Source organism: Labrys sp. Lb11 (genome assembly GCF_057554225.1).
In genome coordinates, this window is the sequence record NZ_BAAJOT010000002.1 from 106,237 (window position 1) to 121,151 (window position 14,915).

14 protein-coding genes are annotated in these 14,915 nt (G+C 70.4%); 11 read left to right on the top strand and 3 right to left on the bottom strand.

All coding sequences use genetic code 11. The annotated features are described in order from the left end of the window. Positions 1-5: 5 nt before the first annotated feature. The 10 genes from AC27L4_RS05695 to AC27L4_RS05740 all read left to right on the top strand — a co-directional run bounded on the left by AC27L4_RS05695 (position 6) and on the right by AC27L4_RS05740 (position 10,373). Positions 6-1,634 carry a dipeptide ABC transporter ATP-binding protein gene (locus AC27L4_RS05695; protein ID WP_487141081.1) on the top strand — a complete coding sequence of 543 codons (1,629 nt, stop codon included), beginning with the start codon at positions 6-8 and terminating at the stop codon, positions 1,632-1,634. Continuing rightward, on the top strand, positions 1,631-2,209 hold the full coding sequence (locus tag AC27L4_RS05700) for an acyl-CoA dehydrogenase family protein (protein WP_487141082.1): 579 nt from the start codon (positions 1,631-1,633) through the stop codon (positions 2,207-2,209). Before AC27L4_RS05695 ends, AC27L4_RS05700 begins: the two co-directional genes overlap by 4 nt. A 10-nt stretch (positions 2,210-2,219) precedes the next feature. Then, the gene (locus tag AC27L4_RS05705; RefSeq protein ID WP_487141083.1) at positions 2,220-3,548 is read left to right on the top strand and encodes an LLM class flavin-dependent oxidoreductase; all 1,329 of its coding nucleotides are present in this window, start codon (positions 2,220-2,222) and stop codon (positions 3,546-3,548) included. Positions 3,549-3,559: 11 nt separating this feature from the next. Beyond that, positions 3,560-4,801, top strand: coding sequence for an acyl-CoA dehydrogenase family protein (locus AC27L4_RS05710; protein WP_487141084.1), 1,242 nt, complete (start codon positions 3,560-3,562; stop codon positions 4,799-4,801). Continuing rightward, positions 4,798-5,712 carry an ABC transporter substrate-binding protein gene (locus tag AC27L4_RS05715; protein ID WP_487141085.1) on the top strand — a complete coding sequence of 305 codons (915 nt, stop codon included), beginning with the start codon at positions 4,798-4,800 and terminating at the stop codon, positions 5,710-5,712. Before AC27L4_RS05710 ends, AC27L4_RS05715 begins: the two co-directional genes overlap by 4 nt. Before the next feature lie 31 nt (positions 5,713-5,743). Then, entirely contained in the window at positions 5,744-6,745 is a 1,002-nt protein-coding gene (proX, locus tag AC27L4_RS05720; protein WP_487141086.1) for a glycine betaine/L-proline ABC transporter substrate-binding protein ProX, read from the top strand. A 2-nt stretch (positions 6,746-6,747) separates the two neighbouring features. Further along, positions 6,748-7,755 (top strand): ABC transporter permease, encoded by a 1,008-nt coding sequence (locus AC27L4_RS05725; RefSeq protein WP_487141087.1) that lies wholly within the window; start codon positions 6,748-6,750, stop codon positions 7,753-7,755. A 2-nt stretch (positions 7,756-7,757) separates the two neighbouring features. Further along, positions 7,758-8,993, top strand: a complete 1,236-nt coding sequence (locus AC27L4_RS05730) for an acyl-CoA dehydrogenase family protein (protein WP_487141088.1) — start codon at positions 7,758-7,760, stop codon at positions 8,991-8,993. A gap of 103 nt (positions 8,994-9,096) precedes the next feature. Beyond that, positions 9,097-9,828, top strand: coding sequence for an NAD-dependent epimerase/dehydratase family protein (locus AC27L4_RS05735; RefSeq protein ID WP_487141089.1), 732 nt, complete (start codon positions 9,097-9,099; stop codon positions 9,826-9,828). A 20-nt stretch (positions 9,829-9,848) separates the two neighbouring features. Further along, complete coding sequence (locus AC27L4_RS05740) at positions 9,849-10,373, top strand: cupin domain-containing protein (protein WP_487141090.1); 525 nt, start codon at positions 9,849-9,851, stop codon at positions 10,371-10,373. A gap of 1 nt (position 10,374) precedes the next feature. On the opposite strand, the gene AC27L4_RS05745 is transcribed toward AC27L4_RS05740, so the two are convergent. Continuing rightward, entirely contained in the window at positions 10,375-12,081 is a 1,707-nt protein-coding gene (locus AC27L4_RS05745; protein ID WP_487141091.1) for a Ppx/GppA phosphatase family protein, read from the bottom strand. A 166-nt stretch (positions 12,082-12,247) separates the two neighbouring features. Beyond that, positions 12,248-12,571, bottom strand: a complete 324-nt coding sequence (locus AC27L4_RS05750) for a hypothetical protein (RefSeq protein WP_487141092.1) — start codon at positions 12,569-12,571, stop codon at positions 12,248-12,250. Between the two features lie 412 nt (positions 12,572-12,983). Between AC27L4_RS05750 and AC27L4_RS05755 the strand changes: the two genes are divergently transcribed. Further along, positions 12,984-13,220 (top strand): hypothetical protein, encoded by a 237-nt coding sequence (locus AC27L4_RS05755; RefSeq protein ID WP_487141093.1) that lies wholly within the window; start codon positions 12,984-12,986, stop codon positions 13,218-13,220. Positions 13,221-13,670: 450 nt separating this feature from the next. Here AC27L4_RS05755 and AC27L4_RS05760 read toward each other — a convergent pair whose 3' ends face one another. After that, complete coding sequence (locus AC27L4_RS05760; protein WP_487141094.1) at positions 13,671-14,699, bottom strand: LacI family DNA-binding transcriptional regulator; 1,029 nt, start codon at positions 14,697-14,699, stop codon at positions 13,671-13,673. Between the last annotated feature and the right edge of the window lie 216 nt (positions 14,700-14,915).

Sequence of the window (14,915 nt, forward strand, 5' to 3'; positions counted from 1 at the left end):
GCACGATGAACCAAGATCCCCATCCCGGACCAATCCTCTCGATCCGAGGCCTGCAGGTCGCCTACAATTCGCGCGCCGGCACCTTCACGGCGCTGGACGGCGTCGACCTCGACATCCACCCCGGCGAGGTCGTGGCGATCGTCGGCGAGTCCGGCTCCGGCAAGAGCAGCCTCGCCCTGGCCGTGCTCGGCATGCTGCCGCCCGCCGGCATGGTGAACGCCGGCTCGATCCGCTTCGAAGGCCGCGAGCTGGCGGGGCTCGCCGAGCCCGAGCTGGCGCGGCTGCGCGGCCGGCGCATCGGCTGGATTCCCCAGGACCCGATGGTGTCCCTCAACCCGCTGCACCGGGTCGGCCGCCATGTGGTCGAACCGCTGGCGGTGCATCGCCTGGCGCCCGCGGCGAGCCTGCCCGGCCGGGCGGTCGACCTTCTTGCACGCGTCGGTCTCGGCCGGCCGGCCGACCGCGTCCTGCAATTCCCGCACGAATTGTCGGGCGGGATGCGCCAGCGCGTGCTGATCGCCGGCGCGCTGGCCGCGGCTCCGGGCCTCGTCATCGCCGACGAGCCCACCACGGCGCTCGACGTCACGGTGCAGAAGGTCATTCTGGATGACCTCGCCGGACTCGTGCGGGCGAGCGGCGCCGCGGTGCTGCTCATCACCCACGACCTGGCGCTGGCAGCCGAGCGGGCGCACCGCGTCGTGGTGATGCGCCACGGCCGCATCATCGAGCAGGGCGCTGGCGCGCGGCTGTTCCATGCGCCGACGCAGGACTATACGCGCCTGCTCCTCGCCAGCACCCCGAGCATCGCCGTCCCGCCGGTCCGTCCCGCAAGGCCGGAGGCCGGCGAGCTCGCGGCCGTCGAACAGGTCTCCAAAGTCTTTCCACAACCGCGATCCGGCGGGACGGGAGGCTTCCGCGCCGTGGACGGCGTCAGCCTCTCGATCCGCCGTGGAGAAACGCTCGGCATCGTCGGCGAATCCGGCTCGGGCAAGTCGACGCTCGCCCGCCTACTGCTCGGCCTGACGGCGCCGACCGCCGGCACTGTGCGCTTCGAGGGCGCCGACATCGCCCATCACGACCATCTGTCGCGCCGCGCCTTCCGCCGCCGCGCCCAGATCGTCTATCAGAACCCCTTCGCCTCGCTCGACCCGCGCATGAGCGTGCTCGACATCGTCGCCGAGCCGCTGGCCGGCTTCCGCCTCGGCGACCGGGCCTGGCGTCGGGCTCGGGCCCTGGAGCTCATCGGGCAGGTCGGGCTCAGCGCGGCGCAGGCGGCACGCCGGCCGGCAGAACTCTCCGGCGGCCAACGCCAGCGTGTCGCCATTGCCCGCGCACTTGCACCCGAGCCCGATCTCATCGTCTGCGACGAGCCCGTCTCGGCGCTCGACGTGTCGATCCAGGCTCAGATCCTCGAGCTTCTGGATGCGATCCAGCGCCGGTTCGGGCTCAGCTATCTCTTCATCTCCCACGATCTTGCCGTCGTGCGCCAGGTCTCGGACCGCGTCGGAGTGATGAAGGACGGCGTGCTCGTCGAGGTCGGCACGGCCGCGCAGATCTTCGAGGCGCCGCGCCACCCCTACACACGCCTTCTGCTGCAGGCCGTTCCCGGTGCGCGGCTCGGGAGGGCGGCATGAGCGAGCGACATTCCGACGATCTTTCGGCTGCGGCCCGCGCCGTCGCCCGTCTCGCCGAGACCGACATCGCGGCAGCCGGCGACGCCGCCAGCGGCTTTCTGGCCGGCGAAGCGCGCGGCGCCGTGGCTGCCGAGCTGCTGGTGCTGGCGCAGGAGGTCGGCGTGCTCCGGGGCGGCTTTGCCGCCTACCGGCACTTCCTGCTGAACCATTCGCGGCCCTGGGATGACACCGGCTTCGAGCGCGCAGCCGACGATCCCCACACCGTGCGCCAATGGGGCCGGCTGGCTGCCGAGCTCGCCGCGCTGGACGCGCTGTTCGCGGAGGCGGCGGAGGCGGCGGAGGCGGCGGACCGGACATGGGGCGCTCCGCCACGCGTGCTGCTGGATGCCCGGCACTTTGCCATCCGGCTGGGCGAGACGCTGCACACCGAGGCTCTCGAGGTGCTCGGCGCCGGCGCGACCAGCGGGCGCTTCGCGCTCGACAGCTTCCACCGCGCCAGCGCGCGCCTGCGCCTCGACCACCCCCCCATCGCGACGCTCGCCGATCTCGGACGCGCCGTCGCCCCCTATGCATGACGAGGCGTCCATGGCCAAGCAGATCCACATCAACGTCAACGTCCTCGGTTCTGGCTCGCACCAGGCATCCTGGATGGCTCCGGGCGGGCGGCCGCTCGGCGTCGTCGACATCCGGCATTATCAGGAGATAGCCCGCATCGCCGAGCGCGGCCGGCTCGACGCCGTCTTCCTCGCCGATGCGCTGGCCATCCCGGCGGATCCGTCGGCGGGCCTTGCCTGGGCGCTCGATCCGGTCGTCACGGTGGCCGGCATGGCCGCCGTGACCGAACGTGTCGGCTTCATCGCCAGCAGTTCGACCACCTTCGCCGAGCCCTATCACGTTGCCCGCGCCTTCGCCTCGCTCGATCACGCCTCCGCCGGGCGTGTCGGCTGGAACGTCGTCACCACCTATGACGACCGCGCCGCGCCGAATTTCGCGCGCGCGCAGTTGCCGCCCCCGGCCGAACGCTACGCCCGCGCCGCCGAGTTCGTCGACGTGGTGCTGGAGCTGTGGGATAGCTGGGAGGACGCCGCCCTCGTCGCCGACAAGGGGCGCGGCATCTTCGCCGATGCATCCCGCATCCATGCCATCGGCCACAGGGGCCGCCATTTCGATGTCGCCGGCCCGCTGCAGCTGCCGCGCTCGCCGCAGGGGCGTCCGCTGCTGGTTCAGGCCGGCAGCTCCCCGGCCGGCCGCGACCTCGGCGCCCGCTACGCCGACGCCGTGTTCGCGGTGCAGCAGACGCTGCCGGAAGCCCGCGCCTACTATGCCGACATGAAGGCGCGCGCCACCCGTTTCGGCCGCGACCCCGGATCCCTCGCCATCCTCCCCGGCCTGTCGCTGGTGGTCGGCTCCACAGAGGCGGAAGCCAAGTCCCGCAAGCGCGACATCGACGCGCTGGTCGACGGCGAGATCACCCTCACCCGCTTTGCCGCCCGCATCGGCGCCGCGCCCGACGAGCTCTCGCTCGATGCGCCCGTGCCGGCGCATGTGCTGGAGCGCATCCCGACGCTGCGCGGTTCGCAAGGCTTCGCCGACGCGACCTTCGCTCTCGCTCGCGACCGGAGCCTGACGGTGCGGGAGATCATCTATCGCGGCGGCGGCGCCCACCGCCTGCTGGTCGGAGGACCCGGGCAGATCGCCGATTCCATGCAGGAATGGGTCGAGGCCGGGGCCGCCGACGGCTTCAACATCATGTGCGACGTGTTCCCCGAGGGGCTCGAGGCCTTCGTCGACCATGTCGTGCCCGAGCTGCGCCGCCGCGGGCTGTTCCGCCACGACTATGACGGGCCGACGCTGCGCGACCACTACGGCCTGGCACGGCCGGAGAGCCGCTTCGCCGTTGACCAGGTCGCGTGAGACGCACGACCGTGACAGCGCATCTCTCCCCCCTTCCAGCCGCCGAGCCTCGGCCTGCCGCCGCAGTTCTTCGCACGGCCGACGAGGCTGTCGAGGCGGCCCGCCGCCTCGCCGTGCTCTGGGCGCGCACAGCCGCCGAGATCGACGCGACTCGCCGCGTGCCTCTCGCCGAGGTCGCCGCGCTCGATGCGTCCGGCCTGCTCGCGATCACCGTGCCGGTCACCCATGGTGGCCCGGGCCTGCCCAACACCGTGCTGATGCGGGTTTTCCGCATCCTGGCGGCAACCGACACCGCCCTCGCCCAGATCGCCCAGAACCATTTCGATTTCGTCGACACGCTGGTCGTCGCCGCGCCGCAGACCCAGGCCTTCTTCTACGCCGAGGTCCTGTCCGGCGCGCGCTTCGGCAACGCCATCGCCGAGCGGGGTCGCCGCTCCCGGCGTGATCTCGCCACGACCATCGTCGAGGACGGCGAGGGCTACCGCATCAGCGGCGTCAAGGCCTTCTGCACGGGCGCGCTCACCGCTGCCTGGGTGCCGGTATTGGCGCTGCACGCCGACGGACGGATCCGCACCGCCTATCTCGACCGCCGCACGCCCGGCCTCGACGTCAGGCCGGACTGGGACGCCTTCGGTCAGCGCGCCACCTTCAGCGGCACCACCGTGATCGACAATGCGTGGGTGCCGGCGTCCCGTGTCGTCGACCGCTCGCTCGGTGATCCCGACCTGCTGCTGGCGCAGTTCGGCGGCAACCAGCTCATCCACGCGGCGATCGAGGTCGGCGGCGCCGAAGGGGCGATCGGCCGGGCCGCTGCGCTTGCCGGCGACCGGCAGGGGGAGGACGTCGCCGCCGGGCTCGGCGCCTGGCGGGTGAAAGTCGCTGCGGCCCGGGCCCTGGTCGACCGGGCGGCGGCGCTGGTCGACGCAGCGCTCACCGCGACGGGCCATGGCCGGCACGAGGCGACGGCCGCGGCCATCGTCGCGGTCGACTCCGCCAAGAGCCTGGCCTATCCGCTCGGCCCCGCCATCGCCGCGGCTCTGCCGGGCTTCGCCGGGGACCGTGCAGACAAGGCTGCCGAGATCGACCGGCATTGGCGCAATGCCCGGACCCATTCGCTACATGACCCCGTGCGCTGGCGCCAGGTCAATGTCGGCCACTTCGATCTCACCGGCCGCCTGCCGCCCGCCTATGGCCGGCGCTTCGAGGCTGCCGCGCCCACCCCACAACCCAACCCGGAAGGAGCTCCGTCATGAGCCGCCGCTTCGTCTACGGCGCGGTCACCGACCATGCCGCCATTCTCGCCCGCTACGGCCTGTCGCGGGGGGCGTTCGCCCGCGAAGGCATCGAGCTGGAGGTGAAGCCGGTCTATGGCGGACCGGAGATGTCGGCGGCGGTCGAAGCCGGCCTCGTCCATGTCGGCGAGGTCGGCACGCCGCCGGGCATCACCGCCATCGCCGGCGGCGCTCGCATCCGCATCATCGGCAGCGGCCTCGACCGCGGACTCGCCTTCTTCCTGATCACCCGGCCGGACGTAACGCGCTGGGACGATTTTCGCGGCACCACCGTCGCGGCCCTGTCCAAGGGCAGTTGCGGCTACTGGTACCTGCGCGACATTCTCGCCCAGCACGGCGTCGATCCCGACACCGAAGTGACATTCCGCCATCTCGGAGCCGAGTTCGGCCGCAAGCTCGAGCTGCTGAAGTCCGGCGAGATTTCCGGGCTGCTGGCCAGCGAGCCCGCCGTCTCGCGCGGCGAGGCCGAGGGCGTCGCACGCTTCTGGGGCGGCCCGCAGGACGTCGCCGACGTGCCGTCCATCCAGTGGAGCATCCAGATCGCCGGCGAGGAGACGCTTGCCCGCGAGCCGGCGCTGGTGCGCGACGTGCTGGAGATCGTCGCCGAGACCGGCCGCCACGTCGCGGCCGAGCCGGAGGAGTGGCTGCACTTCTACCGCGAGTTGCACGGGCTGGACGAGGCGGTGGCGCGCCGTGCCATCGCCCGGGAATGGCCGCTGCTGCATTTCGACGGCCAGCTCGACATCCAGGGCCTGGAGCGCGCGCTCGACCTGCAGCACCGCGTCGGCGCCACCAGCCGCCGGCTCGGGCTCGACGAGGTCGTCGACCTGCGCTTCCAGCCCTCGCCCCGCCCCCTCGCCAAGGCCGGCTGATCCCGCCCACACCGACACCCGAGAGATCGACATGCGCTTTATCCTGTCCCTGGCCACGGCAGCCGCCGTCACGGCCAGCCTCCTCGCCACGCCTGCCCTTGCCGAACCGGACCTGCCGGGCAAGGGCGTGACCGTGCGGCCCATCCACGACAACAACCCCGAGGGCCTGTTCCAGCTCGAAGTGGTCAATCGTGGGCTCGAACGCCTCGGCTACACCGTGAAGAAGGCCGACGAGGTCCAGTTGGCCATCTACTACGCCGCCATAGCCTCGGGGGAACGCGACTACGGCGTCGACACCTGGTGGCTGGAGGCCAAGCCTCTCCATGAGAACGCCGGCGGCGCCGCCAAGTCCGCGGTGATCGGCCCCTTCATCGCCGAGGCCACGCAGGGCTACCTGATCGACAAGAAGACCGCCGACGCCCACGGCATCACCAGGGTCGAGCAGTTGAAGGATCCGAAGATCGCGGCGCTGTTCAGCGAGGACGGCACCGGCAAGGCCCAGTTGAACGGCACGACGCCCGGCTGGCCGAGCGAGCGTATCATCGACTATCAGATCAAGGCCTACGGCCTTGCCGGTACCGTGCAGCACAACAAGGGCGACTATGCCGTGCTGAAGAGCGACGTGCTGGCCCGCTACCGTAACGGCAAGTCCGTACTCTACTATGGCAGCCGTCCGCATTGGATCAACCAGATCCTCGTTCCCGGCCGCGACGTCGTCTGGCTGGACGTCGGCGAGGTGAAGATCCCCGATGCCCACAAGGACGAGAACACCGTCACCCAGCACGGCTGGGAGGTGTCGTCGATCCGCATCAACGCCAACAATGCGTTCCTGGCCAACAATCCGGCAGCCAGACGTTTCTTCGAGCTGGTCAGGATCCCGATCGACGATGTCGAGGCGGAGAACCTGCTCTTCCACAACGGCGAGAAGTCGCCCGCCGACATCAAGCGTCATGCCGACGACTGGATCGGCAAGAACCAGGCCGCCTTCGACGGCTGGATCGACCAGGCGATCCACGAGACCCGCGCCAACTGACCATGAGCAGCCTCCTCGGTCTGATCGGGCGCCTCGCCGACCTGATCGATCAGCCCTTCGAACTCCTGCGCATTCCGCTCGACGACTGGGCGAAGGCCGGGGTGGACTGGTCGGCCACGCACCTGCGTGCTGCTTTCCAGGTCGTGCGCTGGCCGCTGGCGCAGGCCCTGGACGGCGTCGAGGGCGCGCTGGTGTCGGCGCCGCCGCTGCTGGTCATCCTCGTCGCCGGGCTGCTGATCTGGCAGGTGGCCGGTCCCCGCATCGCCGCGTTCGGGGTCGGAACATTGCTGTTTCTCGGCTTTGCCGGGGTGTGGACCGAGACCGTGACAACGCTCGCCATCGTCCTCAGCGCCGTGCTGTTCTGCGTCGCCATCGGCCTGCCGCTCGGCATCCTTGCCGCCCGGCACCGGAAATTCGAGACGCTGCTGCGGCCGGCGCTGGACGTGATGCAGAGCGTGCCGGCCTTCGTCTATCTCGTCCCCATCGCCATGCTGGTCGGCATCGGCAATGTTCCCGGCGTGATGGCGACGATCGTGTTCGCGCTGCCGCCCATGGTGCGGCTGACCACGCTCGGCATGCGCAACGTGCCGGTGGGCTCCATCGAGGCGGCCCAGGTGCTCGGGCTGACCAGGCGCCAGATCCTGCTGCTGATCGAGCTGCCCCTGGCGCTCAAGGAGATCATGGCCGGAGTCAACCAGACGATCATGATGGCTCTGGCCATGTGTGTCGTCTCCTCGATGATCGCCGTGCAGGGACTGGGCATGCTGGTGCTGCGCGGCATCGGCAGCCTCGACATCGGCCTCGCCACGCAGGGCGGCGTCGGCATCGTCCTGCTCGCCATCCTGCTCGACCGCACCACCCAGGGCATCGGCAGCCGGTCGCCCGACCAGCCGCACTGGTACGAGCGCGGCCCCGTCGGCCTGCTGCGCCGGCTGGGCGGCGCAGCGCCGCCGCCGGCCCGGCACGCCCGGCCGGCCTGGCGGCGGCTCTTCTTCTCCTCCGGAGCCTAGACATGGATGGCGAACCAATGACGATGGCTGCGCACGCGCCGGCACCAGCCAAGCCGCTCCACCTGTCGGCGGTATTGAAGATCGCCGAACGGATCGCGCCCGGCGCCCGTGAGCGCGAGCTCGAGCGCCGGCTGCCCTACGAAGCATTCGAACTGATCCGCGATGCCCGGCTCGGCGCCCTGCGGCTGCCGCAGGCCTCGGGCGGGGCCGGGGCGACGATCGCCGAGTTGATCGAGGCGATCGCGACCATGGCCGCCGCCGATTCCAACGTGGCCCATGCGCTGCGCTCCCATTTCAATCATGTCGAGGGCCTTCTGCTCGCGGGCGGCCGGGCCCGCGGCAGCCGCGACTTCGCGCTCATCCGGACGGGCCGCCTGTTCGGCGGCGCCCACACCGAGCGCGGCACGCCGAGACCGGGGGATATCCGCACCCGCCTGCTCAAGGACGGCGCAGCCTTTCGCCTGCAGGGCAGGAAGGACTACAGCACCGGCTCCGGCTATGCCGACTTCATCGCCGTCACGGCCGTCGATGAAGCGGGGCGTCCGGCAAAGATCGTCCTGCCGCGACATCGGCGGGGCGTCATCGTCCACGACGACTGGGATGGCATCGGCCAGCGCTTGACTGCGAGCGGCTCGATCGACTTCGACAATGTCGACGTCGGCCCCGACGAGATCGAACCGCTCGAGACGACCGAAGCTGTCGACCACGCCGGCCGCCATGCCGCCAGCTTCCGCCAGCTCTTTCTCGCGGCTTGCCAGGCCGGCATCGTGCGCAATGCGTTGAACGAAGTGGTCGACTATGTCCGCCGCGTGGCGCGCCCGATCACCCACAGCCCGGCGCAAAGCGCCTCCGAGGATGCGTTCGTCCAGCGTGTCGTCGGCGCGGTCAGTGCCCGCTCCTTCGCCATCGACGCCACGCTGCTTGCAGCGGCGCAAGCACTCGACCGCTCCTTCAACGCCGCTCTCACCCGGTCCCCCGAGGCCGATGATCGCCTCACCCAGAGCGCCGTCACCGTCGCCAAGGCGCAGGCGGTCATCGGGGACCTGGCGCTGGCGGCGACATCGAGCCTGTTCGATGCCGGCGGCGGATCGGCGGTCAGCCGCTCGCTCAACCTCGACCGGCACTGGCGCAACGTCCGCACCCTGCTCAACCACAATCCCACCGATCATAAACTGCGTGTGATCGGCGACCACGCGCTGAACGGCAGCCCGCCGCCGCTTGCCGGCGGCTTCTTCTGAACAGACGCAGGCAGGCCCCCCCGTGTCGCATCGGCTTGCCGATAATATCAGAACGCTGATATAATATTCGTGTTTTGATATCTTCACGGGAAGGATCGGGCTCATGGGCCTACGGATTTTCCTGGCCGGCGCGAGCGGCGCGGTCGGCAAGCGCCTGGTGCCGCTGCTGCTCGGGGCCGGTCATCGGGTGTTCGGCACGACGCGATCGGTTGCGAAGGCCGAGGCGCTCGCGGTCCAGGGCGTCGAGCCGGCGGTGGTCGACGTGTTCGATGCCCCGGCGCTGGCCGGCGCGGTCGCGGCCGTACGGCCGGAGATCGTCATCCATCAGCTCACCGACCTTCCGCCCGGCCTCGACCCCGCCCGCATGGCCGAAGCGCTCGGCGCCAATGCGCGCATACGCGACGAGGGAACGAGGAACCTGGTGCAGGCGGCGCAGGCGGCCGGCTGCCGGCGGCTGATCGCCCAGAGCATCGCCTGGGCCTATGCGCCCGGTCCCCGGCCCCATCGGGAGGACGCGCCGCTCGACGTCGCGGCGCAGGGCAGCCGCGGCGTCAGCATCCGCGGCGTGATCGCACTCGAGACCCAGGTCCTCTCCGCCGCTTCGCCGGCGGGCCTCGTGCTGCGCTACGGCCGGCTCTACGGCCCGGGCACCGGGGTCGAGGCTCCGCCGGTATCGCTGCCGCTGCATGTCGACGCGGCGGCGCACGCGGCGCTGCTCGCGGTCGAGCATGGCGCTCCGGGCATCTTCAACATCGCCGAGCCGAACGAGGAAATCGCAACCGCCAAGGCGGCAGCGGAGCTTGGCTGGAGCCCGGCCTTCCGCCTGCCGGCCTGATGCTCGCAGGAGGCATCGGCATGACGACCGCACCGGCCAGCGCGGCACGCCCCCTCCCCGATGCACGGTTCACCGCAGTCGCCCTTGTCGCCGCGCTGGCGGCCGTGGTCGCCGCAGCCCTGCTGATCCCGGCGCAGGCCCCGACCGGCGGTCGCGACGGCCTTGCCGTGCACGCGCAGTCTCACGACGCCCCATCGCAGGCCCAGGCCGTCCGTCCGGCCACCGTGGTCACGCCGCTGTCCTGCACGAAGCTGCCGCACGTGCCGGGCAAGTCGGTGACCACGGCGCTCGTACATTTCCCGCCGGGGGCCTATACGCCGCGCCACCGCCATCCCGGGTCGGTCATGGCCTTCGTGCTGAAAGGCACGCTGCGCTCGCAGATGGCGGGCGAGGCCGTCGGGACCTTCGGCGCCGGCCAGACCTGGTTCGAGCCGCCGGGCGCCGTGCACCTCTTTGCCGAGAATGCCAGCGCGACCGAACCGACGGATCTGCTGGCCACCATCATCGCCGACGACGATTGCGGCCCGCTCACCATTCCCGACTGACTCAGCGTTCCTCCTCCAGTTCGGTAATCTCCGATGCAGCGCCCCCGACGGTGGCTGCAAGCAGCGACAGGCGTTCGCTGACGGCTTCGCTGTCGGGGACCCGGGCCGAGCGTCCCACCTCCAGCCTCACCCGGTTCGGCGTGATCGAAAGGCGCGAACTGGCCAGCACCGACGGCGTCCCGCCGGACAGCCGGTACGCCAGCAAAATGGCGCGGCCGAGCACTTCCGCCCGGCGCCGTTCCGCAACCGGCAACAGCGACAGGGCCGAGGAAAGATAGGGAGCATCCAGCCGGCCGGCATAGCGGGCGTGGAGGGCGACGGCCAGGAAGGCCCGCTCCGCGTGCTCGAGGCCGATCAGGGGAAACTGGAGCACGCGCCGATAGTTCTCCTCGGCCCTGATATCGGGATGGTCGCGCCAGCCGAGGTCGGACAGGGCGCACAGGGCAACCCGCAGGCGCCTGTCGGACGGCCTTTCGTCATGATCGAGGTGGCCCGTCCAGGCCACCAGCGCCCGAGCGAAATCGGGTACGCGCGACGCGGGCAGGCCGATCAGCTGGGCGCCTTCGACGAGCGGATCGAGATAGCGTTCTTCCGTTGCCAGCTGCGAGTAGATCCAGCCTTCGCGCAGGCCGAGCGCCGAAAACACCACATGGTCCGGCGCCAGGTGCTTCAGCACGCGATCGAGCATCATGGCGGCCGCAGGCAGCGTGCGGGCGCGGCGTCGGGGAACGCCCGGCAGTTCGGCAATCCTGGCCGGCGGCAGCCGCAGGACGGTCTTGGCGAAGGCGCGCGCCTCGGCCGCGGTGATGCGATAGCCGTGCACGACCGGAACCGGGGCGCCGACCGACAGCATCTGAGCCTTGGCGAAGGTCCGCCAGCCGCCGCCGACGGCGAAGAAGGTCGGGTGGGACAGCGACCTCGGAAGCCCCTCGGCCAGGAGCGCGTCGATGCGGCGCTTGGCATTGCCGCCGTTTTGCATGAGGGCTTCGACCGGCAGCGCGCCCAGCGGCAGGCTGACCCAGCCTTCGCCGACCCGGTCGTCCAGCGCCTCGGCGACCTCCAGGCTGCCGCCGCCCATGTCGCCCACGACGCCCACCGGCCGGAAGAAACCGGAGATGACGCCGAGCGTCGCGAAGCGCGCCTCCTCGGCGCCCGAAAGGATGCGGACATCGACCCCGGCCGCATCCCGGATCGCATCGACGAGATCCTGGCCGTTGCCGGCGCGGCGAACCGCTTCCGTCGCGGTGGCGTCGAGGCGCGTCACCTCCATCGCATCAGCGATGGCGCGAAACCGGCGCACGGCCTCGACGGTCCGGCGAAACCCGTCCGCGGCGATCAGGCCCGTCTGCGCCAGGCCGTCACCGAGGCGACAGAGCGACTTTTCGTTGAAGCGCGGCAGCGGCGCGCGCCCGAGTTGGTCGTAGACGACCAAGCGGACCGAATTGGAGCCGATGTCGATGATGCCGTAAGGCGCTCGATAGAGGCGACCAGCCTTCTTCGGATCGAGGTCGAGCGGGCGAGGAACTGGCGCAATGGTGATGTTGGCCCCCTTCGGATGCCGAACTTGCAGGAACATCGGTCGGTTCGCGGCAACCTTCCGGAATGGCTTGATCGGTTTCCGCGATCGATCCCAACATACTGTCGTGCAAGGTGCAAGATGGAGACGTGCCGCCACCGCGCGGCAAGGCTGCGGCGGCGCATGCCGCACCCGACGGCCGGCCTCGTTCGATCGGCAATGCGGACGGCGGGGTCGACCGGCTCCGGGCGGCGCGGATCATTGCACCGCGCCCTAGCCGGGGCCTCGGCGCCGCCCCTGTCCCGCGGGGCCTGGTCGTACGCCACGGCGCCCTATTTTCGGGCGACGCGCCCTTGCGTCACTTGACGCTCGCGGGATCGCAGGCCGGCAGACCGTTGATCACCATGATACGGCAACCGTTCGTCCCGATCTTCCCCGATGGTCGTTCGGTCGCCGCCTGCCTTCGGGCGACGACGTTCTTCGCCAGGGCGTATTGGTCCGATGTGAACTTGTCGAAGTGGATGAAGTACTGCCCGGCATGATCGCCGGAGCCGACCTCGACGACCGTCCCGTCATAATAGTCGGCGCTGACCCAGACGCTGACCTTGTCGCCCACCTGCCAGACATCCTGCGCGAAGGCGACGCCTGCCAGGGACATGACCGCCAGGGCGACCACGGACATGAGGTATTTCCGATGCATCGATCGTTCTCCAGGGTCGCGGTCCCCGACGCCGGGAAGGCAAGGCCCAGCCGGCCCGATAGTCCGTGCGGGCAATGCGCAGGTCAAGGGAAACAGCGCGGACAACTCCCCGTTACAGCCGGCAGCGGGCGTATGTTACGGCAGTTTTATCAATTCGGGCCGGGCCGACAGCGCCAGGGCCTGGTCGCCGGGACAATGGGGCAACCTGGCGCTCCCGACCGGGCCCACCCCCACCAGGTCTCCAATCGTTGCCGGCCTCTTCCGAGCCGGCAGCGCCCCGCATCGTTGCCGCTGCCCCCAACACACCCGAACATACAGGATTCTACGGGTGTCCGCCGCTCGACGCTGCTAGGATCCGTCCTTGGCTTCCGTGCCAGAATTCAAGGAGACTGAAATGGTAAAGGCTATGCTTGTCGCCGCTGCGGCCTGGGGCGCCGCGTTGATGATCGTCCCGACCAGCGCCGAGGCGGCGGTGTGCGCGCGCGGCGTCTATCGCGCCGGTTGCGCAGGCCCGAACGGCGCGGTGGTCGCGCACCGGCCGCGTGCCGTCGTGGCTCCCCGGGCGGTCGTCGTGACTCCCCGGCCGGCCGTGCGTTGCGCCATCGTCAACGGGCGCCGCGTCTGCCGCTAGAGCGGAATCCGTTCATACGGCATCCTGTCGGGCGACGGCGAAGCAATTCGCGCGCTCGGTTGAGGTGAAGAGGCCGGCGAAGCGGCCGATTGTGCTCCCGAGGCCGTCGGCGCTTCGCTCGGCGGCCTTCCCAGGAGCGTGTCAGCTGGACGACGGGTCTTCCGGCTGATCCCGTAGCGTCCGGCCGGCGTTGTCGGAGCCTGCTCCCGCACCGGGAGCGAAGGTGTGATTGTCGCGGACGAGGCGCAGATTTCGCCGGAAGCCGTCGGCCCGGCGCTGGCGATCCTCGTGCAGGTATAAAGCTCGTCAGCGAGACGTCCGGGGCGCCGCCAGGCTCGATGCCTCCCCTCCAGCCCAGTCCGGCGGATGCCACGCGGACCCGATCGTCGTCCGCCCCCCGACGCAGGGTCGCGGCGGAAGACGGAGAGATGGCCACGAGGCCATCCGGCCTCATCCCCCCGGTCCGGCCACGCTGCCCCGCTCGATCAGTTCGAACGGCAGCAGCACATCCGTCGGCATGGCGTCCTCTTCCAGGCTTCTGACCACGCTTTCCATGGCGATCCGCCCCATGGCCTGCCGGGGCTGGCGGATGGTGGTCAAGGGCGGGTCGAAGACCTCCGAGAAGTCGATGTCGTCGAAGCCGACCACCGAAATGTCCTGCGGGACGCGCAACCCCGCCGCCTTCAACTCGTGGATCGCGCCCATGGCCATCTCGTCGCTCGCCGCGAAGATCGCAGTCGGTCGGCGGGGCGTGTCGAGCAGGCGCCGCGCCGCCCGCCGGCCGGAGGCGATGGAAAAGTCGCCATGGGCGATCCAGGCCTCCTCGACCGGCAGTCCCAGCCCGGCCATGGCCTGGCGGAAGCCACGCAGGCGCTCGCCGGCGGTGACGGTGCGCGGCGTGCCGGCGAGATGGGCGATGGCCCGGTGGCCCTTGCCGGCCAGGAAGCGCACGGCGGTGCTCGCCGCGGCGACATTGTCGATGCCGACATAGCCGAGCTGGCCGCCCGCCGCCCGTTCCGTCACCGCCACGATCGGATAGCGCTCCTCGTCCCCGGGCACGGCCGGCTCGATCGTGAAGGAGCCGTCCAGCACCAGGAGCCCGTCGACCCGCCGCGCGTCGAGCTGGCTCATGTAGGACTGGGCGGTGTAGGGCTGGTCCGGCGCCTTGTCGCGCCCGGTCTCGATGATCAGGATGACGCGGCCGGCGGCGCGCGCCGCCTCCTCCACGCCCTTGAGCACGGCCGAGAAGAACGGGTTGCCGATGTCGGGCAGCAGCACGAGCACCAGCCCGCTCGTCCGCCCGCGCAGGCTGCGGGCGTTCATGTTGACGGTGTAGCCGAGGTCGCGCACCGCATCCTCGATGCGCCGCAAGGTCTCCGGCGAGACCTTGTCGGGCTCGCTGAACGCCCTGCTGACCGTGGTCAGGCCGACTCCGGCGCGCTCCGCGACATCCCTCATCCTCGCCGTGCGCTTCGCCATGGGTTTCTCCGACTGCAGCCATCCCTGCATACACGAAAGCGAGCGGCTCGCGAATAAAAATATGGAACCGTTTCCACAAATGCTTGACTTGCTACGGAAACGGTTCCATAGCTAGCCGAGTTGGCAACCCTTAATCCATCGGGAGTACAAATCCCGCTGGAGCCCAGGGTTTTCCTGCAGATGTTATCCGATAGAATTAAGCATTCCCTGAGGAAT